28 protein-coding genes are annotated in these 24,711 nt (G+C 40.7%); 3 read left to right on the top strand and 25 right to left on the bottom strand.

The genetic code is table 11. From position 1 onward, the window contains the following. Positions 1 to 83: 83 nt before the first annotated feature. Genes WA249_RS01245 through secB form a run of 3 tightly spaced genes read left to right on the top strand, consistent with a single transcriptional unit; the run spans position 84 to position 1,249 of the window. Positions 84 to 500 carry a rhodanese-like domain-containing protein gene (locus WA249_RS01245; protein ID WP_003654928.1) on the top strand — a complete coding sequence of 139 codons (417 nt, stop codon included), beginning with the start codon at positions 84 to 86 and terminating at the stop codon, positions 498 to 500. An 11-nt stretch (positions 501 to 511) separates the two neighbouring features. Continuing rightward, entirely contained in the window at positions 512 to 769 is a 258-nt protein-coding gene (grxC, locus tag WA249_RS01240) for a glutaredoxin 3 (RefSeq protein ID WP_016139274.1), read from the top strand. A 27-nt stretch (positions 770 to 796) separates the two neighbouring features. Then, positions 797 to 1,249, top strand: a complete 453-nt coding sequence (gene secB, locus WA249_RS01235; RefSeq protein ID WP_016139275.1) for a protein-export chaperone SecB — start codon at positions 797 to 799, stop codon at positions 1,247 to 1,249. Between the two features lie 56 nt (positions 1,250 to 1,305). On the opposite strand, the gene WA249_RS01230 is transcribed toward secB, so the two are convergent. The 25 genes from WA249_RS01230 to ispG form a co-directional block, all read right to left on the bottom strand. After that, a complete protein-coding gene (locus WA249_RS01230) occupies positions 1,306 to 1,974 on the bottom strand; it encodes a 4'-phosphopantetheinyl transferase family protein (protein ID WP_336166043.1) in 669 nt (222 codons plus the stop codon). Positions 1,975 to 1,998: 24 nt separating this feature from the next. Next, positions 1,999 to 2,433 (bottom strand): excinuclease, encoded by a 435-nt coding sequence (locus WA249_RS01225; RefSeq protein WP_336166042.1) that lies wholly within the window; start codon positions 2,431 to 2,433, stop codon positions 1,999 to 2,001. A gap of 11 nt (positions 2,434 to 2,444) precedes the next feature. Then, on the bottom strand, positions 2,445 to 3,671 hold the full coding sequence (locus WA249_RS01220) for a beta-ketoacyl-ACP synthase (protein WP_336166041.1): 1,227 nt from the start codon (positions 3,669 to 3,671) through the stop codon (positions 2,445 to 2,447). Beyond that, positions 3,671 to 4,396 (bottom strand): 3-ketoacyl-ACP reductase FabG2, encoded by a 726-nt coding sequence (locus tag WA249_RS01215; RefSeq protein ID WP_336166040.1) that lies wholly within the window; start codon positions 4,394 to 4,396, stop codon positions 3,671 to 3,673. Before WA249_RS01215 ends, WA249_RS01220 begins: the two co-directional genes overlap by 1 nt. 23 nt (positions 4,397 to 4,419) lie before the next feature. Next, entirely contained in the window at positions 4,420 to 4,845 is a 426-nt protein-coding gene (locus WA249_RS01210) for an ApeP family dehydratase (RefSeq protein WP_336166039.1), read from the bottom strand. Beyond that, a complete protein-coding gene (locus WA249_RS01205) occupies positions 4,845 to 6,047 on the bottom strand; it encodes a beta-ketoacyl-[acyl-carrier-protein] synthase family protein (protein ID WP_336166037.1) in 1,203 nt (400 codons plus the stop codon). The genes WA249_RS01210 and WA249_RS01205 overlap by 1 nt, the downstream gene beginning before the upstream one ends. After that, positions 6,044 to 6,589 (bottom strand): DUF3261 domain-containing protein, encoded by a 546-nt coding sequence (locus tag WA249_RS01200; RefSeq protein WP_336166036.1) that lies wholly within the window; start codon positions 6,587 to 6,589, stop codon positions 6,044 to 6,046. Before WA249_RS01200 ends, WA249_RS01205 begins: the two co-directional genes overlap by 4 nt. Positions 6,590 to 6,591: 2 nt before the next feature. Further along, positions 6,592 to 7,887, bottom strand: a complete 1,296-nt coding sequence (locus tag WA249_RS01195) for an NAD(P)/FAD-dependent oxidoreductase (protein ID WP_336166034.1) — start codon at positions 7,885 to 7,887, stop codon at positions 6,592 to 6,594. A 29-nt stretch (positions 7,888 to 7,916) separates the two neighbouring features. Beyond that, positions 7,917 to 10,232, bottom strand: coding sequence for an MMPL family transporter (locus WA249_RS01190; protein ID WP_336166033.1), 2,316 nt, complete (start codon positions 10,230 to 10,232; stop codon positions 7,917 to 7,919). After that, a complete protein-coding gene (locus WA249_RS01185) occupies positions 10,207 to 10,836 on the bottom strand; it encodes a LolA family protein (RefSeq protein WP_336166032.1) in 630 nt (209 codons plus the stop codon). Before WA249_RS01185 ends, WA249_RS01190 begins: the two co-directional genes overlap by 26 nt. Next, the gene (locus WA249_RS01180; RefSeq protein WP_101664115.1) at positions 10,836 to 11,264 is read right to left on the bottom strand and encodes an acyl-CoA thioesterase; all 429 of its coding nucleotides are present in this window, start codon (positions 11,262 to 11,264) and stop codon (positions 10,836 to 10,838) included. The genes WA249_RS01185 and WA249_RS01180 overlap by 1 nt, the downstream gene beginning before the upstream one ends. Positions 11,265 to 11,273: 9 nt before the next feature. Beyond that, the gene (locus tag WA249_RS01175) at positions 11,274 to 12,809 is read right to left on the bottom strand and encodes an HAL/PAL/TAL family ammonia-lyase (RefSeq protein WP_336166029.1); all 1,536 of its coding nucleotides are present in this window, start codon (positions 12,807 to 12,809) and stop codon (positions 11,274 to 11,276) included. A 1-nt stretch (position 12,810) separates the two neighbouring features. Further along, on the bottom strand, positions 12,811 to 13,737 hold the full coding sequence (locus WA249_RS01170) for an LpxL/LpxP family acyltransferase (protein ID WP_336166028.1): 927 nt from the start codon (positions 13,735 to 13,737) through the stop codon (positions 12,811 to 12,813). Positions 13,738 to 13,739: 2 nt separating this feature from the next. Beyond that, entirely contained in the window at positions 13,740 to 14,480 is a 741-nt protein-coding gene (locus WA249_RS01165; protein ID WP_336166026.1) for a glycosyltransferase family 2 protein, read from the bottom strand. A 2-nt stretch (positions 14,481 to 14,482) separates the two neighbouring features. Continuing rightward, complete coding sequence (locus WA249_RS01160; protein ID WP_336166025.1) at positions 14,483 to 16,141, bottom strand: AMP-binding protein; 1,659 nt, start codon at positions 16,139 to 16,141, stop codon at positions 14,483 to 14,485. Between the two features lie 9 nt (positions 16,142 to 16,150). Next, entirely contained in the window at positions 16,151 to 16,705 is a 555-nt protein-coding gene (locus WA249_RS01155; protein ID WP_336166023.1) for a septation protein IspZ, read from the bottom strand. After that, positions 16,702 to 16,956, bottom strand: a complete 255-nt coding sequence (locus tag WA249_RS01150; protein WP_336166021.1) for an acyl carrier protein — start codon at positions 16,954 to 16,956, stop codon at positions 16,702 to 16,704. Before WA249_RS01150 ends, WA249_RS01155 begins: the two co-directional genes overlap by 4 nt. Positions 16,957 to 16,961: 5 nt before the next feature. Beyond that, on the bottom strand, positions 16,962 to 17,222 hold the full coding sequence (locus WA249_RS01145) for a phosphopantetheine-binding protein (protein WP_000067033.1): 261 nt from the start codon (positions 17,220 to 17,222) through the stop codon (positions 16,962 to 16,964). A 1-nt stretch (position 17,223) separates the two neighbouring features. Further along, a complete protein-coding gene (locus tag WA249_RS01140; RefSeq protein WP_336166019.1) occupies positions 17,224 to 18,027 on the bottom strand; it encodes a lysophospholipid acyltransferase family protein in 804 nt (267 codons plus the stop codon). Beyond that, the gene (locus WA249_RS01135) at positions 18,012 to 18,626 is read right to left on the bottom strand and encodes a beta-ketoacyl synthase chain length factor (protein WP_336166017.1); all 615 of its coding nucleotides are present in this window, start codon (positions 18,624 to 18,626) and stop codon (positions 18,012 to 18,014) included. Before WA249_RS01135 ends, WA249_RS01140 begins: the two co-directional genes overlap by 16 nt. 196 nt (positions 18,627 to 18,822) lie before the next feature. Then, complete coding sequence (der, locus tag WA249_RS01130; protein WP_003654885.1) at positions 18,823 to 20,232, bottom strand: ribosome biogenesis GTPase Der; 1,410 nt, start codon at positions 20,230 to 20,232, stop codon at positions 18,823 to 18,825. A gap of 186 nt (positions 20,233 to 20,418) precedes the next feature. Next, on the bottom strand, positions 20,419 to 21,564 hold the full coding sequence (gene bamB, locus WA249_RS01125) for an outer membrane protein assembly factor BamB (protein WP_336166015.1): 1,146 nt from the start codon (positions 21,562 to 21,564) through the stop codon (positions 20,419 to 20,421). Then, complete coding sequence (locus WA249_RS01120; protein ID WP_004641116.1) at positions 21,564 to 22,262, bottom strand: YfgM family protein; 699 nt, start codon at positions 22,260 to 22,262, stop codon at positions 21,564 to 21,566. The genes bamB and WA249_RS01120 overlap by 1 nt, the downstream gene beginning before the upstream one ends. A gap of 27 nt (positions 22,263 to 22,289) precedes the next feature. Beyond that, positions 22,290 to 23,582, bottom strand: coding sequence for a histidine--tRNA ligase (gene hisS / locus WA249_RS01115; protein ID WP_336166013.1), 1,293 nt, complete (start codon positions 23,580 to 23,582; stop codon positions 22,290 to 22,292). After that, positions 23,579 to 24,694, bottom strand: a complete 1,116-nt coding sequence (ispG, locus tag WA249_RS01110) for a flavodoxin-dependent (E)-4-hydroxy-3-methylbut-2-enyl-diphosphate synthase (protein ID WP_042894817.1) — start codon at positions 24,692 to 24,694, stop codon at positions 23,579 to 23,581. Before ispG ends, hisS begins: the two co-directional genes overlap by 4 nt. Between the last annotated feature and the right edge of the window lie 17 nt (positions 24,695 to 24,711).

The raw sequence follows: 24,711 nt of genomic DNA, 5'->3' as shown, positions 1-24,711 counted from the left end.
GCCCTTGAAGTGGTGATTTTGATCACCATCTATATACGCTATACTCTAGGTCAATTTTGTTTTTAATTTTTTTTAGGTGACTTGTGGAACGCTGGTTAGAGTTTATGGGGAATCACCCCATTTTGTTTGGTACGCTCGGAGTCTTGGTCGTGTTGTTCTTCATTTTTGAAGGTCAACGTAACGGTCGTAAAATTTCACCACAGTCGCTTGGTATTTTAGTGAAAGCGAAAAATGCCATACTGATCGACTTGCGCGATAGTAAAGACTTCCGTGAAGGTCATATTAGTGGCAGCCGCAATATTCCTTTCAGCCAAATTGCAAGTCATGCTGATGAATTAAAAGCAAGTGAGCGTCCATTAGTATTTATTTGCAACCTCGGACAAGTTGCTGGTAGTGCTTTGCAAAAAGTTGCTCACCACGACAGCTATCGTCTTGATGGTGGTATTAGTAACTGGAAAGCACAAGGCTTACCTCTTGTTAAAAGCAAACCAAAAGCTTAAGGAGAATTATTATGACTGCAAATGTCATTGTTTACTCAACTTCTGTATGTCCGTATTGCGTTCGTGCTAAACAGTTACTTGAGCGTAAAGGTGTTGCTTACAAAGAAGTAAATCTTTCTGTTGAAGCACCAGAAGTACGTGTTGAATTAATGCAACGTACTAATCATCGTACTGTCCCACAAATTTTTATTAACGATCAGTTTATTGGCGGTTTTGACCAACTTTATGCTTTAGAGCGTGAAGGTAAACTTGACGAATTATTGGCTTAATCTCGCATCCATATTAAGGAAAAAACAATGAGCGAAGAACAACAAGTTCAACCACAATTAGCTTTAGAGCGTATTTATACAAAAGATATTTCTTTTGAGGTTCCTGGGGCGCAGGTTTTTACTAAACAATGGCAACCTGAACTCAATATCAATCTTTCTTCTGCTGCAGAAAAAATTGATCCAACTCATTTTGAAGTTTCTTTAAAAGTTGTGGTACAAGCCGATAACGACAACGAAACAGCGTTCATTGTAGATATCACTCAATCAGGTATTTTCTTGATTGATAACGTTGAAGAAGATCGTTTACCTTATATTTTAGGCGCTTATTGCCCAAATATTTTGTTCCCGTTCTTACGTGAAGCGGTAAATGATTTAGTGACTAAAGGTAGCTTCCCACAGTTACTTCTTACACCAATCAACTTTGATGCAGAGTTCGAAGCGAATATGCAACGTGCTCAAGCTGTTGAAGGTCAAGCTTAATTTTATAGCTTGCTCTAAACTAAAAAACCGCGTAATTCGCGGTTTTTTTATGTGTGCTATTTGGTGAATTCACCATCCAGTGAATGAAGCTGAATTGTAGGAAACTGAAAACCACGGCAAGATAATTCTGAACGCCATGCTAACGTTAGAATCATATTGCCTACAACGAAGTTTTGATAAGCAAATGTCCCAATAAGTTCATGCGAGCATATTCCGCCACAGTCTGTAGGATGTGCTTGAGTATTTAAAGTATTTAAATCTAAACGTATACCAAGGCCTGAAGCTTTTAGAACAGCCTCTTTAGTCGTCCAGACTTTAAACCAATATTCTCTATCTTGTTCTAGACTTTGCCATGTTGCATATTCATCAGGATGAAATGCATGCTGGGCTAAAGCTTCCAAACGAACTTTACGGTCTAATTCTTCAACGTCTACGCCTATATCTTTAACCTGTTGACTCATCGCCAAAGCATAATATTGTTGGCTATGAGAATGATTAAAATCTAAATCGTGACTCAATAAATATGGCTTGCCATGCTCATGCTTTGCAAACTCCAAATCCGTTATTGTAATTTGTAATTTCTGTGCTATTAGCTCGTTTCTAATATTATGTATTTGCTGTTTTTTATAATGATTAAATGTACGAAAGTCTGGAAAATCTTGTTTAGATTTTAAAAGAAGCTGAGATAATGCCTGTGTGTAGACTTCAATATTACGTTTAGACATTATCCCGACCTTATTTAAAATTAATTAGAATTTAACCACGTCGCCTTTTAAGGTAACACCCGCCATCATGGCACCTTTATAGCAATCGTAAGTTGTCATACTCGTAGTTTCATTGGCTTTAAAATAGCTCACAATATTGGTAACTGCATTTGCACCTTGTGCTTTCGCATTATTTTGCATTTGGATCAGTGCTGAACGTAAAACCCAGTCACAAGACGTTGCTGCGGACTTACCAAAACCATTGGTCTTTTTATTGGTTACCGCATCTTTTTGAATGATTTTACCGCCAGACTTTGTACCCTTTAAATAAAACTTTACTGAACCATCTAAAGTACCATCTGCAACTGCACGGTCTACAGCTTCTTTAAAATTTAACTGATGTACTTCATCTCCAGCCTGAACAGTGGCAGTAAAACCCGCACTTAGCATTGCTATAAATAAAAGTTTTTTATTTAACATTGTTGTGTTCCTTATTGTTTAACACGTTTAAAAATAAGCGAAGTATTTATTCCGCCAAAAGCAAAGTTATTGCTCATAATAATGTCAGCATCCAAAGTTCTCGGCTGCTGAACGATATAATCCAAATCACCGCACAGTGGATCAATTTCATCTAAATTTAAAGTGGGAATAAAGCGGTCGCGATTCATCATTTCAATGCTCAACCAAGCTTCAATAGCTCCACACGCCCCTAGCGTATGTCCAAAATAACTCTTTAAAGAGCTAATCGGTTTACGTCCTAAAACTGTTGCTGTCGCCTGACTCTCCGCCACATCACCCTGATCAGTTGAGGTACCGTGCGCATTCACATAAGCAATGTCTTTAGCTTCTACAGATGCATCTCTAAGTGCCAATTGCATACAGCGCCCCATCATTTCTGCATCAGGGCGAGTTACATGTTGACCATCGGTATTGCTACCGTAGCCAATCAACTCTGCATAGATATGAGCACCACGGGCTTTGGCATGTTCGTATTCTTCTAAAATTAAACAGCCTGCCCCTTCACCAATCACTAATCCATCTCGCTTAGCATCAAATGGACGCGGTGTTTTTTCTGGTTGATCATTCATGCCACTGGTCGCGAACAATACATCAAAAACCGCTGCACCTGCCGCACTGAGTTCCTCAGCACCACCTGCAATCATGATCTGTTGTTTGCCATATTTAATGGCTTCATAGGCTTGCCCAATGGCCATAGAACCAGAGGTACATGCACTTGAGGTCGGTAAAGTTAAGCCTTTTAGACCAAAATATACGGTCATGTTCACCGCACTTGTATGCGACATCATACGAATATAAGTCGTTGCATTCATCTTACTCATGCTCTGATGAAGCAGCATGCTGGCAAACTCACCCACGGCCTCTACGCTCCCCGCAGAAGAACCAAAAGCAACCCCTGCTTCGCCACTAGACAAAATTTCATGCCCAAGCAAACCAGCATTTTGTAAGGCAGTTTCGGCACAAACCACGGACATGAGCGCAACGCGTCCCATCCCGCGAGTAACCTTACGGTTAAAATGTTTTGGAACATGAAATGTTTCAACAGGCCCAGCAAGCTTGGTCCGAAGGTCAACATATTGCTCCCACTCCGGCATGTAACGTATACCACTTTTGGCAGCGTCAAATCGAGCAAAGATCTCATCGGAGGTTTCACCTAAAGAGGTAATTCCAGCCATTCCCGTCACAACAACACGTTTCATTAGATGAGTCCTCCATTAACGGAGATAACCTGCCGAGTTACATAAGAGGCTTCATCTGAACACAAGAATTTCACCACGCTCGCCACTTCATCGACCTGTCCCATGCGTTGCAACGGAATCATTTTAAGCGCATGTTCTTTAACTTCATCGGTGACCATTTCAGTTTCAATCAGGCCGGGCGCTACACAGTTCACGGTAATTTTTCGCTTCGCCAATTCGAGTGCCAAAGCCTTGGTCGCACCAATCAATCCTGCTTTTGCAGCACTATAGTTAACCTGACCACGGTTACCCATAATCCCAGAAACCGAAGATAAGGTGACAATACGACCACCTTTACGCAAATGAATCATTGGCATAACTAATGGTTTTAATACGTTATAAAAACCGTCTAGAGAAGTCGAAATAACTTCATCCCAATCTTGATCAGTTAATGCTGGAAAAGCACCATCATGAGTAAGGCCTGCATTCAATACAACGCCATAGAATCCGCCGTGCTTCTCTACATCTTGTTCTAAAATTTGTTGAACGTTTTGGCGTTCAGTGACATCAAACATTAGATAATGGCTATTTTGTCCTAACGCTTGAATCTCTTGTACGACTTGCTCGGCATCTGCCTGACGCGAACGTGCATGCACTGTTACATCAAAACCCGCCTTTGCAAGTTGTAATGCAATCGCTTTCCCAATTCCTCGACTTGAACCCGTTACTAAAATTCGTCTTGTCACAATGTATTCCTAATTATTTGTGGTTATTTAAATGGTGTTTCTGTTGGCTCAAATACACTTAACGTTGCCTGAATGCAGTGCTCAGCATATTGAATTTCACAGGAAAATTGCCCAAGTCCTTCATGAAAATATTGTTGTTCTATTTGAATGATCAATCGTGAACCCAAAGCGAAATAAGGGATCGGTAAATTTAACTTACGTGTTCCCAATAAAAAACCGACTTTTGGTGCTTGTTTTGACTGCTCGCCTTGCCAGCCTGAATAAGCACTAATCGTTTGCGCCATAATTTCAATGCTTGCCCATGTCGGCAAGCCTTCTGCTTCACAAAACATCAGCTCTGGGGTAATCGTGAGTTCTGCTTGTGCGCGCCCTTCTGCAACCCCTGTTAAATGGTCAATAAATACCATCGGTTGCTCATGAGGAATATATTGAATTGCATCGAGTTTCATCAGGGCTTTACTCCAAAAACAAGACTAATATTACTTCCGCCAAAAGCGAAAGAATTACTCATGACATAGCGAATAGGCTGTTTTAACTCAGCATCTTGCACATAGTTTTGGTCAGCTAAATCTGGATCAAGCTCAACATTTTGATGTAATGGCAACCAGCTTTGATCTTTTAGAACTTGTTCACAAATAAAAGCTTCTATAGCGCCAGCAGCACCGAGGCAATGTCCAGTTTTATGTTTGGTACTACTTAACGCAACTGGATGATCACCAAAAACTTGTCGTACAGCCTTAATTTCCATCGCATCATTTTGTGGAGTTGCAGTGCCGTGCAAGTTGATATAACCCACCTCTTGAGCTGAAATATGAGCCATCTCTAATGCACGTTGCATAGCTAAAGCCGCACCTTTACCTTCTGGATGTGGAGCAGAAATGTGCCATGCATCCATAGATTCACCAGCCCCCATTAACATGACAGGTGCTGCTGCTTTACTTAAAACAAAGAATGCAGCAGCTTCACCAATATTAATACCATCACGCTTTACACCGCAGGGTTGGCAAACATGTTCAGATAAACTTTCTAGGCTATTAAATCCATTTAGGGTCAACTTGCACAAGGTATCGACCCCACCGACTAGTACAACATCAGCTAAATCTGCGTGAAGTAATCTCTGCCCAGCGGCTAATGCTTTAGCGCTTGAAGAGCAAGCTGTCGAAATAGTGTAGGCTGGCCCTTCCCATCCTAAGTACTGTTGTAATGCTTTCGCTAAACAACTCATTTCTTGAGGATAATGAGATATCGATAGATCGGTTTGCCCTTGAAAATATTGCTTAAGTAACAATTCATTATCTGCAATACCCGAAGTCGATGTGCCAACGACAATGGCTAAACGTTTATTTTCAAAGGATGCAGTATAGGCTTTTAGCTCTGTTTCAATTTCGGATAATGCGGTTAATGCAAAACGTAAATTACGTGAATCTACAGACTGTAAAGCATCGGATACTTGCGAACATAATGGATGCGTATATTGCCCCACCCAAACATCACGATCAGCAATTAAATCATCTCGCAAACTTAAGGTTTGCTGCGGCTGTTGTAATGCTTGTTTAATTTGATTAAGTTCGCAGCCTAATGCAGATAAACCAACACTAAATTGTATGCCTACTGCCATTGGAGCTGCATTTTCTGAAGGTAGATGTTTCATGGCGTAGGACTTTCTTCTGTCTGCAAGGTGTTCTCAATCGAACTCAGCGTCATGGCATAAGGGACTTGTTCATTAATCAATTCAATGCTTCCTTGTCCCTGTTTCAGCTGCAATACAGGCTGCTTTTCAATATAAACAATTTGCTTGTCTGCTTGTTGTTTCATCTCTACAGCTTGCTGCCCTAAATGCGAAAACTGAGGGTATGTCGCAAACAAAAGGTCACGCACTAGAAACTCAAAAGGCAATAAACGCATTTGATCAATACGTTGTTCAACATGAACCCGATGCCCATCAAACTGTAACTTAAATAATTGCTGGCCTGTCAGGCTTAAAGCCACCATATCCAATACAGCCCCCTTTTGCTGTTGATATAACAAGAAGCTAAAACTTTGCTGCTTCCACTGAACCTCAACCTGATCTTGTCTTTGATAAGTCTGAGCCTGCCATAGAGGACTTTGCAGCCCTTTGGCATGTGGCATGACCTGACAACCATTTAAAAATATAAAGCTACTGAGTAATATCGTTGCCCATTTGCGTTGCATGGTTATCCCTCAAGTACCTGTTCTTGCGCCAATCCTTCACGACAATATTCTGCCAAAGTGGTGAGTCTACGTTTGGCATTTTTATGGATCGGATTTTTTTCATCCCATGCATAACCAGCCAATAATGAAGAAATCATACGGCGAATGCCTTCGTTTTGATTTTGCGAGAACACTACATCTTGAAACTCGCCTTCATACCATGATTCAACATAGGCACGAAACACCTGAATACCACGGCGTAATGGTTTTTCATATTCTTGTAACCAGTCGACTTGCTCACCTTGTAAAACTCGTTCAACCAAAGGAACCGCCAAACTTGAAGATTTAAGCGCAATCGTCACACCGGATGAAAAGACTGGATCAAGGAACTCGCCTGCATTACCTAATAGCGCATAATTGCGGTCTGCCAAATGTTTTACATTCGCTGAGTAGCCTACCAAAGTACGCACTGGTGTATCAAACTTTGCACGGCACAGGACATGTGACAAACTTGGTTCATCAGCTAAAATGCGTTTAAACATTGCATCTGGTTCATTATCTTCAGCATTTTCAACTGTGTATTTATCAAAGAAATTTTGTTCTGCAACGATACCAAAAGAAGCCCGTCCATCTGCAAATGGAATCAACCAATACCATGCACGGTGATCTTTTTCATGCACCGTAATTAGAATTTTATTGCGATCAAACTCTGGGTCATCTGTAATTCCATCTTCAATATGGGTAAACAGCGCACGTCGTACCGGAAAGTTTGATGGACTCTCTAGATCTAATAATTTTGGTAAAATACGCCCAAAGCCACTCGCATCTAATAAAAACTTAGCTTGAATCTGATAACGCTGTTGTTCTTCATCAATTACAGTAAGTACAGGCTCTTCAGATGTAATATCAACATCTAAAACCTCATGTCCGAAACGTATATCGGCACCATAAACTTGAGCCTGCTTTGCTAGCAAATTGTCAAAATCGGCACGGCGAACCTGCCAAGTAGTTCCCGGACCATCGGTAAATTTTTCAGTAAAGTTATAAAAACTGCGTTGTTTACCACGTAAAAAGGCCGCTCCATTTTTAAATTGAAAAGCATATTGTTCAACATGCTCACGGACTGTTTCTAATAAACCAGCTTCTTCTAAAAATGCCATAGATTGTGGTAGCAATGACTCACCAATCGAAAAACGAGGGAAATGCTGCTTTTCAATGACCGTAACGGTATAGCCTTTTTTTCGAAGAAGTGCCGCAGCAGAACTACCTGATGGCCCAGCCCCAATAATCACGATATCAATTTTTTCTAAAGTGCTCATAGCACGACTTCCTTTTTAATTTATTCAAATTATGAATGATCTTGTAAATTCACTATATGTTCTTCATCTGCCGGGGTTAACAACGTCGCATAGATGAATGAGAAAACAACCCCAAATAAAACCGTCAAACCAAAACAGTGAATTGCATAAGTATGGCTAAATGAAAGTAACCCAAAGCCAAGTAAGGTCGACATCATACATAAAAACAATGCCATTCCAACTACTTGTGGATGGTCATGTCCATGTCGGTAGAAAATTGCATAATCAACGCCAATCCCAATAATCAGGAAAGTCGCCATAATACTAAACAAGTTAATTTCTACACCTAACCACGCCTGAACAGCAAAAGTGCTCAATAACGCCAAACTCACAGGCAGAACTAAAGGCACAATCGAACTTAGACCATAAATAACAGCTAAGCCTATTGTTAATCCTATTAATGCATAAATGAGAAGATGTTGAGCCTGAACTCGATGTTCGGCAAACATTTGCGACATGGTTGTAATCGGTTGCTGAAAATGCACGTATTGAGTTTGTAGTGCTTTTAAAGCTTCTGGATGTTTTATTCCTGTCACCATCACTAATCGTTCATTGGCTTGAGGCTGCAAGAAAGCTAAAGGATGATCTTTAAATACCGCAAAATCTAATAGTGGTTGTGTTGCCAGTTGCTGTTGCCACTGTAAAACATCTGCCAGATTTAGCCCCATACTTTGAGCATATTGTTCTAAGGTCGAGCGCGGAATACTTTGTAATAACTGTACATTCTGCTTTTGCTCTACCAATGGTGGAATCCACTGTCCCAGAGCTTGAAAGGCACTAATTTCACCTTGAGTCTGTAACCTTTGCAACTGCCCGATGAGTTGTTGTTCTTGTTGCTGCATTTCATTTACAGAAGCTGCTTTTACCACAAAATAATCACTACTCTGTTGCTGACCAAATTGTTCGCGTACTGCTTGATCTTGCTGCTTTAAACTCGCGTCCATACCTTGCAAATTACGAATATCATCGTTTGTCTTAAGGTAGAAAAGACTAACTGTACCCGCAACTAAAATAGTCGCAATCAAACCATAGCGTATTTTTGCACGTTGCTGAAACCACAGCCGTGTTTGCCCAATCCATGACAAGGTGCGTATAGCTGGTTGGGCATTGAGTGCAGGTAGTCTTGGCAATAAAAGCACACTACTAATCCAAGCTGCAATTAATCCAACAATTGAAAAGACTGCAATCTGTCTAAACCCTGGAAATGGTGTAAAACTCAAAAAGACATAAGCAACCAACGTAGTCATTAAGCCCATAAATAGACTAGGTAATAGAGGTCGTAGAATCTGGAAACCACCTAGCTTGCGATGCTGTGATTGCATGGCCATAAAGTAAAAAGAAAAATCGACACAAACACCAATCAGACTGGCGCCAAATACCAAAGTGATGAGATGAATTTCTCCAAACATCCAATGAGTCACTGCAAATGCCACAAAACTGCCAGTAGAAACAGCAATAAATTCTGTCGCCATAGGGCGTAATGAGCGGAAGCCGAACCACACCAGAAAAATTAAACCTAATGTAGAGCCAACCCCAATGGTTGAGATTTCCTCTTTAGCTGATTGGGTTCCAAAATTTGTAAATAAGATCGTCCCCGTCCAATGAGAATTTAGTCCCATTCCTGCTAGTTTTTGCTTAGTCTGCTCAATCCAGTTCGATACTTGTTCTTGATAGTCAATATTGTATGGGCTTTGGGTCAACTGCAATACGAAAAGCCGAGAAAGACCTTGCTCATGATGAATGGTGGCAAAACCCTGCTCCATTTCAATATTTTGCTGTGATGGCTTTGCCAACTGCATAGCATAGCGAGGGAATAATAATAGCGGATCTTGCTTGAGTAATTCGGCAGTGACAGGCATACCTGGGCTCATCATCTGCATTAAGCTTTGTTCACTCAATACCTCGTAATCTTGCTTTTTCAATAAAGATTGATCTTGCGCACTCAATAAACCTGCTCGATGTTGATAAAGTTGCTTTGCAAACTGATCAAAATCAAGTTGTGGTTTGAGTGGTTGCCATAATGCACTTTGCTTAGCTTGTGTGGTTAAAAACTCGGTCGCATTTTGTATCGCAGTCTCATCTTTAGCATCTACAACGACAAATACTTTATTGTTGAGTTGCTCATTCATGTACTGCTGAGTACGTGCAAGTTCTGGGTCTTGTTGAACTTTAGGCAATAACGCAAAAATGTTGGTCTGAATATGAATGTCTTTTTTCAGCCAAGTCACACCCAACCCCACCGCAATAAGCAGGAGAGCAATTAACCAAAGTACAGTGAACTTATTTTGCCAGTTGGAAAATCGCATGCTCGGCAGCCGTTAGAATCGTCGGTTGAGAAGTCTGGTGACTAAATCGAATGGTCGTCAAATTATTCGCTTTCTCGGTAATCACGATTTGGTTGACATACTGTTGGCCTTGAGCATCAATTCGTACAAATAGCTTTTTAAACAGGCTACTTTTGGGGGTTAAGCTCATGCTCCAACCCGCTGGACCATAGTTCGCACTCACCACATTAAAGTTCTTTGCCAAAGCTTGTTCATTACCTGACATGAGCTGCAAAAATAAAGTCGCGACCGAACTATATGGCGATTGATCAACTTGTATTTGGCTAAATGTACGCTGGGTCTTTTGTACCAGTTTGGTTGGGGTAACAATCAAATCTGCCTGTACTGGGCGTTTGATTTGCCATGCTACACCATAAGATTTTGCAAATAGCAAAGACCCGTTCGATACAAAAGTTTTATTCAACGATGGTAATTTTTTCTGCTGTTCGAAATCAGCACGAACCGTTGGAGACTGTGACAATTGCTGAAAAATTTGCGTGATCTGTGTTGGCGCTGCATAGACCGCACTTAAACTACTCACCCAAACAGCAGCACCTAAACCTAAAGTTTTGATGAATCTAGTCATCACACATTCCTCTTCGGTTGAAACTCAGACCATGCATTTAAGCGATCAAACAAAACTTGAGGAGACTGGAAACACATTTCACGAGCTTCAATATTCACCGCTACTTGTGTGGTATAACCCTTGGTTAAACGCTTCCCAGACTCAGCATCAAAAATCAGATAATCAATTTTTAAGCGGTTTTCCCATTCTTTTAAAATGGCCCGAACCCGAATCTTTTGTTCGAACTCAATACCGTATGCATAGCGAACATGGCTTTCAATCACAGGCCATGCATAGCCTGATTCTTTCATCTGCATATAGTTGTAATGAAATTGATCGAGCAATTTACAGCGCGCAATCTCAAAATACTTTAAATAATGACCGTGCCAAACCACATTCATGGTATCGACATCATGAAATGGAATTTCAATGATTACATCTGCATGCATTGGCTCACCTTATCCCATAAATTCTGGTTGATTAAACAATTCAAGTTGGTCTAAACGATCAACAATCTGTTGTAATTCGGTTTGTAATGGTCGGTCTTCTTCGACAAATGCAAAGCTTTGTAAGGTCCATTGCATAAACGCCTGCAATGTTGGACTTAACTGTGTGGTTAAACCTTTCAAATGAATCGCCTGCACACTCGCGCAGCAAAGTGCTGCAATGACTTGCTGTGTTAAGGTAATTACGCGGCTCGCATCACGGGCAGCAATGGTTCCCATACTGACTTTGTCTTGGTTATGACATTCGGTTGAGCGTGAAAAAATTGAAGCTGCCAAAGTATTTTTCAAGGCTTCAGCCGTCCACGCCGACACCCCAATTTGTACCGCTTTAAAACCATGATTCAGTGGTAAACGTTCAGCTGTCGCACCTGTTAAATTACGTGGCAAACCATGATTCATTTTGTGATCAACCAACTGTGCAATCTGTCTATCCATCAAGTCAGCAATATTGGCAATCATAATTTTTAAGCTATCCATTGCTTGTGCAATATGTCCACCGTAAAAATGACCACCATGCAACACACGCATACCTACTGGATCAATCAAGGGATTGTCATTACTTGAGTTCAGTTCATTTTCAATAAACTGACGCAACCATACTTTTGAGTCTTCAAACACACCAATAATATGCGGCGCACAGCGTAACGAATAACGATCTTGCAAGCGTGGACTTTGATGTGCTGTTTGTACTTCACTGCCCAGCCATTCACGTAATTGCTTGGCAATCTGTTGCTGCCCCGGATGGGGCTTTTGTGCAAACAGTACTTCATCAAAATGACTAGGATTACCTTCTAATGCCAATACATTTAGAGCGGTAATTAAAGTACTCGCAAGTGCAATCTGCTCTGCTTTTTTATAGTTTAAACAAGCAATAGCCGTCATCACCGCCGTACCGTTCATGAGCGCCAAACCTTCTTTAGGTCTGAGCGTTAAAGGCAGCATGTTCTTTTCAGCATAAACTTGAGCAACTGGAACAATTTGTCCATCGACATAGACATCACGCTCGCCGACTAAAGTTCCCGCAATGTAAGATAACGGCGTTAAGTCCCCACTTGCTCCAACTGAACCTTCAGATGGAATGACTGGAATTACATTTTCATTCAGCAACCAAACCAAGCGCTCAAGTAGTGCTATCGACACACCTGAATAACCGCGAGCCAATGAACATAAACGTGTCACCACTACTGCACGTGCAGTGATCACATCTAAATTTTCACCTAAACCACAACCATGAAAACGTGAAAGATGCAGTGGTAGTTCATTGACCTGATGTAATGGCACTTCAACCAAACATGAGTCACCATAACCTGTGGTCACACCATAGATAACCCCTTCTTCTTCAAGTAACTGATCGAGAAAATCAGCCCCTTTTTGAATCAGTTCACGCCACGAAGATGATTCAGGTAAAGTAACCTGACATTCGCCTCTTGCTACAGAAACGACATCTTCAATACTCAGTGGCTGTTCACCTACGGTTAACACACGCATGTTATTTCGTCCAAAAATTATAAAAATTAAACCATTGATAAGGAGCACGTAGACAATGCTGTTCTAGTACGGCAACGTACGTTTTAGTGATGGTTTGCATACTTTCAATACGGTTAGCACGAGGTAAACTCACCTGCTCAGCAATTGAATGAATATGCACTTGAAACTGCTGTTGCACCCGATAGCAAAACACCGCAATAACAGGCACTTTGAGTAAATTTGCTAAAATCCATGCACCCTGAGGGAAGGATGCTGGCTCTCCTAAAAACTCAATCTGCTGTACACGATCTGACTGCACAGGCACTCGGTCTGCCGCAACAATGACCCACTCACCTTGCTGCATTTTGTCTTGCAACAACATGGCCGTTTCAATACCCAGCTCATCGACAGATAAGAGACACACATCTGCCTTATCATTTAGTTTTTTCAAAAACTCATTAAATTTTGTTGCGTGCTTTTGGTAAACCAGCACATTAATTTTCTGTGGATGCTCAGACTTAATGGCACGAAGTAATTCAATATTGCCAAAGTGAGAGACAATAATCAGAGCACCTTTTTGATAATGCTGCGAGAAGTTTTCATGTCCAAAAACTTCTAGATTTTGCTCGGAGATATGCCCTAGCCAACCCTCAATCTTATCTAAAATACATTCGCCAAATTGCATAAAATGCGCATAGCTATTTGCCCATGTTGGCTGATGGGTGAAAGGTGACTGTGTTCCAGCGAAATGATGCAATTTATTTAAATAAAGTAAGGAAGCCTGTCTTGCTGTAGCTGCAAATAGCCAATACCACATAATGACAAAGTACATCATCACCTTGCATAACCAACGTCCACCAAAACGGTAAAACCACAATACGAGCATGAGGGGCAACATACCGCCTCGCTCTTTAATGTCGTTCCATTTTGGAGAAGCTGAATCTGTCATAATTAACCTTGCAGCTTTTGCTTTAACAGCTTCGGTAAGCGAATTAGCATGCCCATAAACAAAGTTGCGTGTGCTTTACTCAGTCCTAAGTTATCTTGCCAAACATGAAAATGGGAGATGCCCTGCTCTGGATAAACCACAGGTGTCGGGACATTAATAAAAGGGATATTTTCCCATTTTAAACGCACTAAAATTTCACTATCAAAGCCCATACGTGGCTGGAATTTAGCACTATTCAATACATTTATCGTGCTCTCGAGCGGATACACTCGAAACCCACACATACTGTCTTTAATTTCAAAAGACAAACTATTCAGCCATACCCAAAAATGGGTAATGTAACGACCATATAAGCGCTTTTTAGGAATAGATTCATCGAAGTATGGCTGACCAATTACCATCGCATCTGGATGTTGCCGAGATTGCTCAATAAATTTAGGAATGTCATCCCAGCAATGTTGCCCATCGGCATCAAGTTGTAGTGCATGGCTTAAACCAAGCTGATGAGCCGCACGTAATCCAGTCATCACGGCTTGGCCTTTGCCCTTATTCACTTCATGTTCAATTAAATGAATTTGGGAATATTGTTCTGCCAATGCTCTTAAAATTTGGCTACAAGCATCCTCACTTCCATCATTTACCAACACAATCGGTAGATGGAAACTGTCCAGATAAGCAATTAAGTCTGCTAAATAATGTGGATGATTATAAACCGGGATAACAAAGCCATAGTTGGTCTGCATTTTTAACCCTCTACTTCCGTTTGCAAAGCGAATAATAAACGCCCAGAAGCCAAAATCTGTTCTGAATCGCGTAGCTCAAAACTTACTTTATGCTCTTTTCGAGAAAGCTTAAGTTGTACTATTGCATAAGGACTGATCAGGTTTTGAAATTTTAGCTGCTCATAACCCTGACACCAATTTAAGTCCGACCAAATTAATTTAGCAAAATGTTGTAAAAAACCTATTTGGCCGACCCCAGGATAAATCGGTTGTGTTGGGAAATGCCCTTTAAAACACGCTAACTCTGGTGGAAACTCAAGGCTAAAAATATGGTCATCTGAACTTTGAGACTGCGACAACACCACAGGTTGTAACATAGGCTTAAATAGAGTCTGCAAATAGCTTTTATTGAGTTTAGACTGCGAGTTTTGCGGTAGCTGACTTAAGAACCGCCACTGACGTGGAATTGCTATCGTTTCCAAGTGATCTTTCAACTGTTGTTTTAAATGGCCACCAAAAGCTGACTTACCCTGCTGTTGTAACTGTTCCCGAGCGAGCTCTGTTAAAACAACAATACATCCTAATATTTGACGCTGCTCATGTTCAAGTACCAGTAAATGACATTGTTGAACCGCATCCAAAGCTCGAATGCTTTGCTCGATCGCATCTAGACTCAAACGCTTTTCTTCAAGTTTTACAATTCGATCTGTACGTCCCATCAGCTTAAAGGTCTGACACGTTTCATCTGACCATGCTGCGCCATCACCTGTGGTAATCCAGTCATCCTCATAGGCATGATTACTCTTCACCATGAGCTGTTGATCTTCAATACGAATAGCCACATTACTAAAAGCAGTCCAAGCATCCTCATCTTTAAAGCGATGGGCAATACCACCAGTTTCAGAACTTCCTAAAACTTCAATAATTGGACGATTTAATAAAGGACGAACACCACTTTCCAGTTTGCCACCAGAACTAAAAACCATCTGGCAGTTTTGTAAAATAACATCGGTTGTCCAGCGTTTTAATAATGCAGGACTTGAGATCAAATAATTTCTTAAACCTAGTGTCTGTAGTTGTTTTTGAGCTTGCACAACATCTTCAGGAAATGCCATTTGAGGCACATAAAAACTTCGACCTGTAGCAAGTGGTAGCAGTAATTTAAACAGTAATCCATAAATATGTTGATGACTGACCGTTGCAATCGCAATTGCATGTTCATCAAAACTAAAGCTTTGGCTTAACCCTTGAACTTCGTTGAGTAATTGTTTTAATGTTCTTGGGATTTTTTTAGGTTCACCAGTTGAACCCGACGTATAAAAATAGAGTTGAGCCTTCTCTAAAAAAGCATCGTCTAACATTAAAGATAAAGGAACAACTTTTTCAGTATTTTGGCGCTTTAAAAAATAAATCTGCTGTGCTGCAAAATCTTGTTCTAGTTCACGTACTCGATTTGGTGGTAAAAGTACTTGTTTTTTCGCTAGCAAAGCAGCAAAGAATAAAACCAGAAATTCATAGCTATCTGCTTCCCATAATGCCCAAGTTAAATTTTCCATTTGAGCAATTGCAGCAGCTTGTAAAGCAACGTCCTGCCAAAATTGAGTAAAACTGGTCGAATGCAAAGCACTATCTATACAAAGTGGCTGAGCTGAATCAATGAACTTCTGAAAATGACAATACATAGTGTTTAATTAATGATTTGAAGAATGTAAACGCTGATGTCGCTTACGCAAAATAAATTCACCAAGGAACAAAATGCCCATCAGCACATAAGAAATGAAGCCATTATAAATGACCCACACCTGAGTTGAGGTAAAAAGTACAGTGGTCAACGCAATCAATGCATTACACAAAAAGAAAATACACCAGACCTTAGTGACCTGCCTGGTCCACTGCACGCCAGATGCAGGTAAATCAGGCTCAACGATTCGGGCAAAGCGCTCAATCATAGAAGGCGGTTTGATGAGTGTCAGCGAAAAAATAATTAATGCACCTAAACTCATACCGACTGGATATAACTTTAACCAAGCATGATTATGTGACAGCACACTCAGACTGCCACAAACAATGGCAAAACCAGTTAAAGGCCATAATAGTGAATTGCCTTTACCAAAAAGTCTGACTACACCCAATCCGATAAGTAATAGGCTCACCCAAACAAATTGACCATGTGTCAAACTCCAGCCCACAATAAAGGGATACAGCACAAAAAGTGCTGCAATTATCCCTTTAAGAATAAACTTCATTCAGCAGTCATATTCCGGATTACTGTCACAACATCAAGCACGGTTCTCACATTTTTAAAGTCTTCAGGTTTTACTTGTTTCCCTGTTAACTCTTTAATTTTTACAACCAAATCAATTGCATCAATACTGTCGACATCAAGGTCTGAATAAAGGTTCGAATCAAGTTGAACAGACTCCGGTTCAATTTCAAACAAATCTTCCATCCATTCACGGAGTTTAGTTAATACTTGTTCTTGAGATAACATCATCACGCTCCTTATGACTTCTGTTGAGCTTCAACTAAAGCAACTAAACTCTGGATTGATTTAAAATGCTGTTTGGTTTCATCCGACTCTGCATTTAAATGAATGTTGTAACGCTTTTTCAAAGCTAGTCCCAACTCAAGGGCATCAATCGAGTCTAATCCTAAACCTTCTCCAAATAATGGAGCTTCTGTATCAATATCGGCAATAGTGATATCTTCTAGTGCCAAAACATCAATAATCATTTGCTTTAGTTCATCAGCAAGATTGCTCATTTCAAGATAACTCTTCATCAAAAATTTTGTAAAAACTACGACTTAACTGACGAACTTGTTTAGGTCCTACTGTTAAATCATCTAACAGATCTGATACCTGTACGGCATCGAGTACTTTCACTTCAATATGAAATGGTTGAGATGGCACGTGGTACCATTTTTCATTCTTGGTTAATGTCGATGGTGTACAGGTAATAATTACTGGGCGAATTGGTACATTTGCACGAATGGCAATGTTAGCTGCGCCGCGCTGAAATTCGTTTAGGGTCATCCCTTTTTCAGTGCGCGTTCCTTCCGGAAAAATTAAAAGAGAAGCTGCATTATTTTCTTTCAAACGTGTCACACAGTCTTCAACAAACTGCTGAGAACCCGCATTTAAAATATAACCTGCGCTTTGTACCGGTCCTTTGGTAAATGGGTTCGACCAAAGAGACTGCTTCACGACACAATTAGCCTGCTGCATCATACCAATTAGTACTACAACATCAATCAAACTCGGATGATTGGCAATGACTAGCTCTTGGCGACTATTCTGTAGCTTTTCCAAACCATCTACCGAATAAGTCATAATGCCAAGTTTAACCATCATTTCAGTAAAGCCTTTAAAGCTATACTTAATCACATTCTGTGCACGCTGCTGACGCTTTTCAGAATCAGAGGTTGTGGCATTCAGTACTGGTGCAATGACGGTGGCAATTGCCATACCACCCAGGCCAAAACTGGCAAAACTAAAACCAGTTGCAGCTACACGCCAGCAATAATTACCTTTTTGTTTCAGATTTTTAAGATTTAGCATTTGTTCCACCCAAATGCAGATATTAACTGGTCAGTATCCTGCCAAAAATGAGCAAAAGTAGGACCATCTGCTTCATCTGTATGCATCCACGCAGTAATTTGTAAATTAGGTTGCTCTAGAGTAACGACCGCAGCCATAGCATAAGCAGGGAAATCGACTGCTTCAGCATAAATTGAGGGTAAAGGCTCATCATAGGCAACGACTAATACTCGCTGGATATCTTTCATTGACTTTAAAAGAGCATAGGCTTCAATCAAGCTCTCAGTCCATGAACAGCTTAAGCTGGTAGATGGGGTATCATCCTGACATAAAATAGAATAAAGCCCAGAAATTGCATTATGAACAGATGTTGAAAATTGTGTGGGTGATGGAGTTTGCTCACTTAAAACGTCTTTCAATATATTCAACGTTTTAGACTCGTCACCATATCGTGACACCCAAACAATATAATCGACTTTACTACCATTTAATGCACCAAGCGCGCTGTTCAAAGCAAGTTTAGCTAATGGCGATAACCGTCTACGCTGCATAGCTGGAATACAGTCAAGGGCTGTATATGAGGGCTGAGCATGTGCAAATGTAAGCTGAGCAAGATGTAATGTTACCATGCTAAAAGTGAACCCTAAGCAGCATTATTCTGTCGGAATATAAATTATTTTATAAAGATGCTGATTATAGCATTCGTTATGAAATTTACAAAAAATTACGTTTATCATTCACATTTTTTCATAACTCTTGGCACATGCTCATTTATTTGCAATAAAAAACCCAAAGAAAACTTTGGGTTTTTGAACTTTAAAAAGCTTAACGTTTAAACTTTTTCTCAGCTTTTTTGAATTTCTGTACATAACGACGTTTACGTGCTGCAACGCGTTCGTCCACTTGTGACTTACGTCCTTCAAATGGGTTTTCCGACGTTTTAAAATCAACACGTACTGGCGTTCCTTCCAGTTTGTAAACTTTACGGAACACATTCTCAAGGTAACGACGATAATCCGCTGGGGTTTTGTCGACCTTATTACCGTGAATTACGATCGTTGGTGGATTTTGTCCACCCATATGCGCATAACGCATTTTAATACGTTTACCACCCACCATTGGTGGCTGATGTGCATCTGTAGCATCATTCAAAATTTGAGTTAATTTTGCAGGTGAAACTTTTAAATGTGATGAATCATAAGCACGATGGATGGTTGGGTACATTTCACCTACGCCAGTGCCATGCAATGCCGAGATTAAATGGACTTTCGCCCAAGGAATAAAGTCAAAACGACGATCAACATCCAACTTACACTGTTTACGATCGTATTCAGTCATGTTATCCCATTTGTTAATGGCGATCACCATGGCACGACCAGCTTCAAGCGCGTAACCAATCAAATGTAGATCTTGTTCAACTACGCCTTCACGGGCATCCAACACCACTACAATCACATGTGCATCTTTAATTGCTTGTAGTGTTTTCACGATTGAGAATTTCTCAATCATTTCATCAACTTTACCTTTACGACGCACACCCGCTGTATCAATGAGGGTATATTGACGACCATCACGTTCAAATGGAATGTAAATCGAGTCACGCGTTGTGCCTGGTTGGTCAAATGCAACTACACGGTCTTCGCCCAGTAAACGATTGACCAAAGTCGATTTACCCACATTCGGACGACCAATAATCGCTAAACGTAAGCCTGTTGCTTTGTCATGTTCTTCTGGATTTTCATCTTCAGGTACGTCTACTAAGACATCCTCAAGCATTTGCTGTACACCACGACCATGGCTGGCAGCAACTTGTAAGGGTTCACCCATACCAAGTTTGTAGAACTCAACCAACGCAGCTTCTGCATGAACACCATCAACTTTATTGGCAACCAAGTAAACTTTTTTACCCAAAGTACGTAGTTCACGTGCAATTTGTTCATCTGAAGCCAATAAGCCAGCACGCGCATCAACTACAAAAATGATGATATCCGCTTCATTGATCGCCGTTTTTGACTGCTCGGCCATGTAGTTATCAATACCGCCTTCATTTTCACCAATACCACCAGTATCAACAACAATGAAAGACTTATTCTGATAAGTCGCATCACCATATTTACGGTCACGAGTCAGGCCCGCAAAGTCGGCTACAAGTGCATCACGACTCTTGGTAATCTGGTTAAATAACGTTGATTTTCCGACATTCGGACGACCAATGAGCGCAATAACGGGTTTCATACAATAACCTTAATTCAAGACCTGCCATATCTCATGGCATGAGCATTAAAAACAGTACAGGAGATATATTTTAAGGTCAGAGATGACCATAATAAAAGACGGGGCTTTGAACTGATTTAATTCAAACACCCCGATATTTTAACAGCATAATTTGTTAAGCGCTTATTTTAGCACAAGCGAACGAAATTAACGATTCTGCCAAATACTTAAATCGCCTTTTCTGGTCGAAACATAAAGTTGATTCTCGATAACACGCAATGTATTAACTTCACCACTTGTTTTTGAACGACCAATTAATTTACCTGTTGCTGGTTCAACAAGATGTAATACGCCATCTAAATCACCTACAACAAGATCTTGTCCTAGCACAACCGGATTACTTAAATGACGGTTTAACAAACTATCATTTTCCCAGATTTTTTCACCCGACGCTAAATTATAAGCTGTTAACTTACCATCTGCTGAAGAGACAAATACTTTATTGTCATAAACTTCTGGACGTTTGGTACTGCTCGAATCTTCACTCCAAACGACACGTTGAGAAGCAAGATCGGTAACAGTCACTTGACCTTGGAAACTGGTCGTTACCATAAACTGTCCAGCGACAACTGGATCACCATCGATATCAACTAAACGTTGAATATCAGAACGGCCTTCGCTGACTGCAACACGACGTTGGAAACGTGGAATACCACTAATCGTATCAATTGCATAAACATATGCATTCGCAGATGCAATTAATACAGTACGAGGATCAAGACTGACTGGTGATGCCTGACCACGCAAACTAAACTGGACATTTGGTAATTTATAAGTCCAGACTTGTTGCCCCGAAGTAGCATCATGTGCAAATACAGTACCATCATTCGCAATGGTAATAACACGTCCAGATTGAACTAATGACGGGCTTAACAACGCGCCCGATAACTGTGCAGTCCACTTCTGTTCGCCTGTTGCCTGATCTAGCGCAAAGAGTTGACCTTTACTGTTACCAACAACAACAATTCCTTCAGCAGCTTCAACACCAGAGGTTAAGCCTAATTTGCTGACTTTTTTCTCCCAAATGCGTTGTTTACCACGATATGCAGCGACTTCGCCTTTTGGATCAAGAGTGAAAACTACACCGTCGTTTGCATCAAGTTGCAAACGTAATGGATCAGCCTTATCAGTAGAAGAAACACTACGCGAAAACACTGGCGTTAAGGTCTTTTTCGACTCGGTCAATTTCGGTAGTGGATTAGGTTTTACTTCTTTTACTTTATTACTCGAACATCCCACCAGTACAGCCGATGCGATTGCAATTGCCAAAGGCAGTTTGAATTTCTGATTCATTAAGACTCTTCCACCTGTGTTTCCAAAATTGGGCGCTCAATCTGTGGATCTTCAACTAAAACGCCAACACTTTCGAGTTTAATTTGTAAAATTTGTCGCTCTTGTTTACGTTCTAGTAACGAATTCCAAGCTGCCTGATACGCTTTTTTAGCAGAATCAACATCTTTCTTAGCAACAAAGATATCGCCACGTAACTCTTCTACCGTTGCTTTAAATGCAGGATCGACGTTACCAGACAAGGTTTTTAATGCTTCATCATATTTGTTTTGTGCCAATTGTGCATCTGCTAAACGCAATTTCACAACCTGAATCAAACCTTCATCTTTTACTTTTGAATTTTCAACTTTCTTTAATGCTTTTTCAGCAGCAGCATAATCCTGTTTTTCATAGGCTAATTTTGCTAATACAAACTGAGTCTGTATGGCCTGAACAGAATCGATATCATCTTTTACAATTTTATCTGCTGATGCAGTTACTGAACTTAAGGCATTCGGATTATCAGCACTCGCATTCGCCTCATCCATTAACTGCTGTACTTTTGCAGTTTCTACCTGACTAGTTGCCAGATTCTTTTTTTGCCAATATGTCCACCCAAAAAAGGCAATCAACGCAATGAGAATTCCGCTAATCATGGCAGAACCATATTTTTTGGCGAACGACTTTAAGCTGTCGAATTGTTCTTCATCACTTACGCTCATGTGATTGTCCTTTTCCAGATGTTCAGTTTATTTTGTAAATTTTTGGATTAAAAATGGTACGAGGTCAGCAATTGCGACTTGTGACTGTTCAGCTGTTGCTAGCTCTTTTATTGCAAGCTGCTGTGCATCCCACTCTCGTTCCCCTAAAATCAAAGCAAAGATTGCTCCAGCCTGATCAGCTTTTTTCATCTGGCTTTTCATGCTGCCTTGCGAACCTGTTTTGATTCGAATGCTGCTATTTGCAGCTTCTAACTGGTCACGTAATTGTTCCGCTAAAATCAAAGCATTCGTTTGATAAGCAGGTTCTGCAACCAAGAAGACTTCACAATCGCGAATAACTTCAGCTTTTTCAACTTGCTCAACTAAAAGCAATAAGCGCTCCATTCCCATACCAAAGCCAACAGCAGGTACAGATTGATCTGGCTTACCTTTTAACTGGCCAACTAAACCATCGTAGCGTCCACCCCCACACACAGTACCTTGCGAACCAAGTGCAGTTGTTGTCCATTCAAAAACGGTCTTGTTGTAATAGTCCAGACCACGTACCAATTTTTGATTAATGACAAATTTAACGCCCGCAGCAGTCAAATAATCTTGCAATTGTTGGAAGTGACTTAAACTATCTTCTTTTAAAAAGTCATATAACTTCGGCGCATTTTCCAGAATTTTCTGAGTCGATTCAATTTTAGAATCTAAAATACGTAACGGGTTAGTCGTTAAACGGCGCTGTGAATCTTCATCCAAAGCTTCTTTATGTTCATTTAAGAACGCAACTAAAGCATTACGGTATTCTGTACGCTCATCAGCCTCACCTAAAGTATTCAACTCAAGTTGAACCATGTGATCAACGCCCATACGCTTCCATAACCGAGCTGTCATCAAGATAACTTCAGCTTCAATATCAGGAGTGGCAACACCAAAAGTTTCCACGCCAAACTGGTGGAACTGACGGTAACGGCCTTTTTGTGGCTTTTCATAACGGAACATAGGTCCCATATACCACACACGTGGCGTAGCACCGCGCAACAAATTATGTTCAACCAACGCGCGGACACAACCCGCTGTTCCTTCCGGACGTAAGGTTAATGACTCTGGTGGATTACCTTTGTCAAAAAAGGTATACATTTCTTTTTCAACAATATCGGTTGCATCACCAATAGCACGTTTAAATAAGCCCGTTTGTTCAACGATCGGTAAACGAATTTGTTGATAACCATAAGCATCCATTAAAGATGCTAAATGTTGCTCAAGACGTCTCCACGCTACTGTTTGCGTTGGCAAGACGTCATTAAAACCTTTGATTGCGACAATTGAACTCATGATGAACTACGAATAATTTCTTTAGATTTAGCTTCTTCAAGCTCTTGGACACGTTGACGAACCATTGTTTCGATTTCATCAACCAATTGATCGGTATCGATTAAATGGCTTTTTTCACCATTACGATAAACCAATGAGCGAGGCGCTGCCCCGACCACCCCGATATCTGCTTCTTTCGCTTCACCTGGGCCATTTACTTTACAGCCAATCACTGACACATCCATTGGAGTACGAATATCTTCTAAACGTTTTTCCAAGGATTGCATCACCTGAATAACGTTAAACTCTTGGCGTGAACAGCTTGGGCATGCAATGAAGTTAATACCATTAGAACGCAAACCAAGTGATTTCAAAATATCAAAACCAATCTTGATTTCATCTTCTGGTTCGGCAGCAAGCGAAATACGCATCGTATCGCCAATACCTTCCATCAGTAATCCGCCAAGGGCGATCGCTGATTTCACAGTACCCGTACGATAAATACCCGCTTCGGTTACGCCAAGATGTAATGGATTGTCAATTTGTTGAGAGAGTAACCGATAAGCGTCCATTGTTAAAAACACATTAGATGCTTTTACGCTTACTTTAAATTCATGAAAATCAAGACGGTCTAAAATATCAATATGGCGTAACGCTGATTCAAGTAATGCCTGACCTGTAGGCTCACCATATTTTTTTTGTAAATCTTTTTCTAAAGAACCCGCATTAACACCAATACGTATAGAAATGCCGTGATGACGTGCCGCCGCAACGACTTCGCGAACTTTCTGGTCTGAACCGATATTACCCGGATTAATACGTAAACAGTCTGCACCATAATCTGCAACTGCCAAGGCAATTCTATGGTCAAAATGAATATCGGCAACTAATGGTACTGAAACGCGCTTACGAATTGCGCCAAATGCCTCAGCAGCTTCCATAGATGGGACCGAAACACGCATAATATCAGCACCTGCATCAACGCAACGCTCAATCTGAGCAACGGTTGCATCAACATCGCAAGTTTCAGTGTTTGTCATACTTTGCACACTAATAGGTGCATCGCCACCGACATACACCGACCCAACACGAATTTTACGTGTTGGTCGACGTTTAATTGGGTTCTCTATCATTGTATCGCTCAACTCAT

Origin of the sequence: Acinetobacter sp. 161(2023) (genome assembly GCF_037027805.1) — a bacterium.
Taxonomy (GTDB): domain Bacteria; phylum Pseudomonadota; class Gammaproteobacteria; order Pseudomonadales; family Moraxellaceae; genus Acinetobacter.
This window is presented reverse-complemented; position numbering and strand designations above follow the sequence as displayed.

Excerpts from the sequence above, each read along its gene's own strand:
- grxC (WP_016139274.1), top strand. The coding sequence starts at position 512 with ATGACTGCAAATGTCATTGTTTACTCAACTTCTGTATGTCCGTATTGC.
- secB (WP_016139275.1), top strand. The coding sequence starts at position 797 with ATGAGCGAAGAACAACAAGTTCAACCACAATTAGCTTTAGAGCGTATT.
- WA249_RS01230 (WP_336166043.1), bottom strand. The coding sequence starts at position 1,974 with ATGTCTAAACGTAATATTGAAGTCTACACACAGGCATTATCTCAGCTT.
- WA249_RS01225 (WP_336166042.1), bottom strand. The coding sequence starts at position 2,433 with ATGTTAAATAAAAAACTTTTATTTATAGCAATGCTAAGTGCGGGTTTT.
- WA249_RS01220 (WP_336166041.1), bottom strand. The coding sequence starts at position 3,671 with ATGAAACGTGTTGTTGTGACGGGAATGGCTGGAATTACCTCTTTAGGT.
- WA249_RS01210 (WP_336166039.1), bottom strand. The coding sequence starts at position 4,845 with ATGAAACTCGATGCAATTCAATATATTCCTCATGAGCAACCGATGGTA.
- WA249_RS01205 (WP_336166037.1), bottom strand. The coding sequence starts at position 6,047 with ATGAAACATCTACCTTCAGAAAATGCAGCTCCAATGGCAGTAGGCATA.
- WA249_RS01200 (WP_336166036.1), bottom strand. The coding sequence starts at position 6,589 with ATGCAACGCAAATGGGCAACGATATTACTCAGTAGCTTTATATTTTTA.
- WA249_RS01195 (WP_336166034.1), bottom strand. The coding sequence starts at position 7,887 with ATGAGCACTTTAGAAAAAATTGATATCGTGATTATTGGGGCTGGGCCA.
- WA249_RS01190 (WP_336166033.1), bottom strand. The coding sequence starts at position 10,232 with ATGCGATTTTCCAACTGGCAAAATAAGTTCACTGTACTTTGGTTAATT.
- WA249_RS01185 (WP_336166032.1), bottom strand. The coding sequence starts at position 10,836 with ATGACTAGATTCATCAAAACTTTAGGTTTAGGTGCTGCTGTTTGGGTG.
- WA249_RS01180 (WP_101664115.1), bottom strand. The coding sequence starts at position 11,264 with ATGCATGCAGATGTAATCATTGAAATTCCATTTCATGATGTCGATACC.
- WA249_RS01175 (WP_336166029.1), bottom strand. The coding sequence starts at position 12,809 with ATGCGTGTGTTAACCGTAGGTGAACAGCCACTGAGTATTGAAGATGTC.
- WA249_RS01170 (WP_336166028.1), bottom strand. The coding sequence starts at position 13,737 with ATGACAGATTCAGCTTCTCCAAAATGGAACGACATTAAAGAGCGAGGC.
- WA249_RS01165 (WP_336166026.1), bottom strand. The coding sequence starts at position 14,480 with ATGCAGACCAACTATGGCTTTGTTATCCCGGTTTATAATCATCCACAT.
- WA249_RS01160 (WP_336166025.1), bottom strand. The coding sequence starts at position 16,141 with ATGTATTGTCATTTTCAGAAGTTCATTGATTCAGCTCAGCCACTTTGT.
- WA249_RS01155 (WP_336166023.1), bottom strand. The coding sequence starts at position 16,705 with ATGAAGTTTATTCTTAAAGGGATAATTGCAGCACTTTTTGTGCTGTAT.
- WA249_RS01145 (WP_000067033.1), bottom strand. The coding sequence starts at position 17,222 with ATGAGCAATCTTGCTGATGAACTAAAGCAAATGATTATTGATGTTTTG.
- WA249_RS01135 (WP_336166017.1), bottom strand. The coding sequence starts at position 18,626 with ATGGTAACATTACATCTTGCTCAGCTTACATTTGCACATGCTCAGCCC.
- der (WP_003654885.1), bottom strand. The coding sequence starts at position 20,232 with ATGAAACCCGTTATTGCGCTCATTGGTCGTCCGAATGTCGGAAAATCA.
- bamB (WP_336166015.1), bottom strand. The coding sequence starts at position 21,564 with ATGAATCAGAAATTCAAACTGCCTTTGGCAATTGCAATCGCATCGGCT.
- WA249_RS01120 (WP_004641116.1), bottom strand. The coding sequence starts at position 22,262 with ATGAGCGTAAGTGATGAAGAACAATTCGACAGCTTAAAGTCGTTCGCC.
- hisS (WP_336166013.1), bottom strand. The coding sequence starts at position 23,582 with ATGAGTTCAATTGTCGCAATCAAAGGTTTTAATGACGTCTTGCCAACG.
- ispG (WP_042894817.1), bottom strand. The coding sequence starts at position 24,694 with ATGATAGAGAACCCAATTAAACGTCGACCAACACGTAAAATTCGTGTT.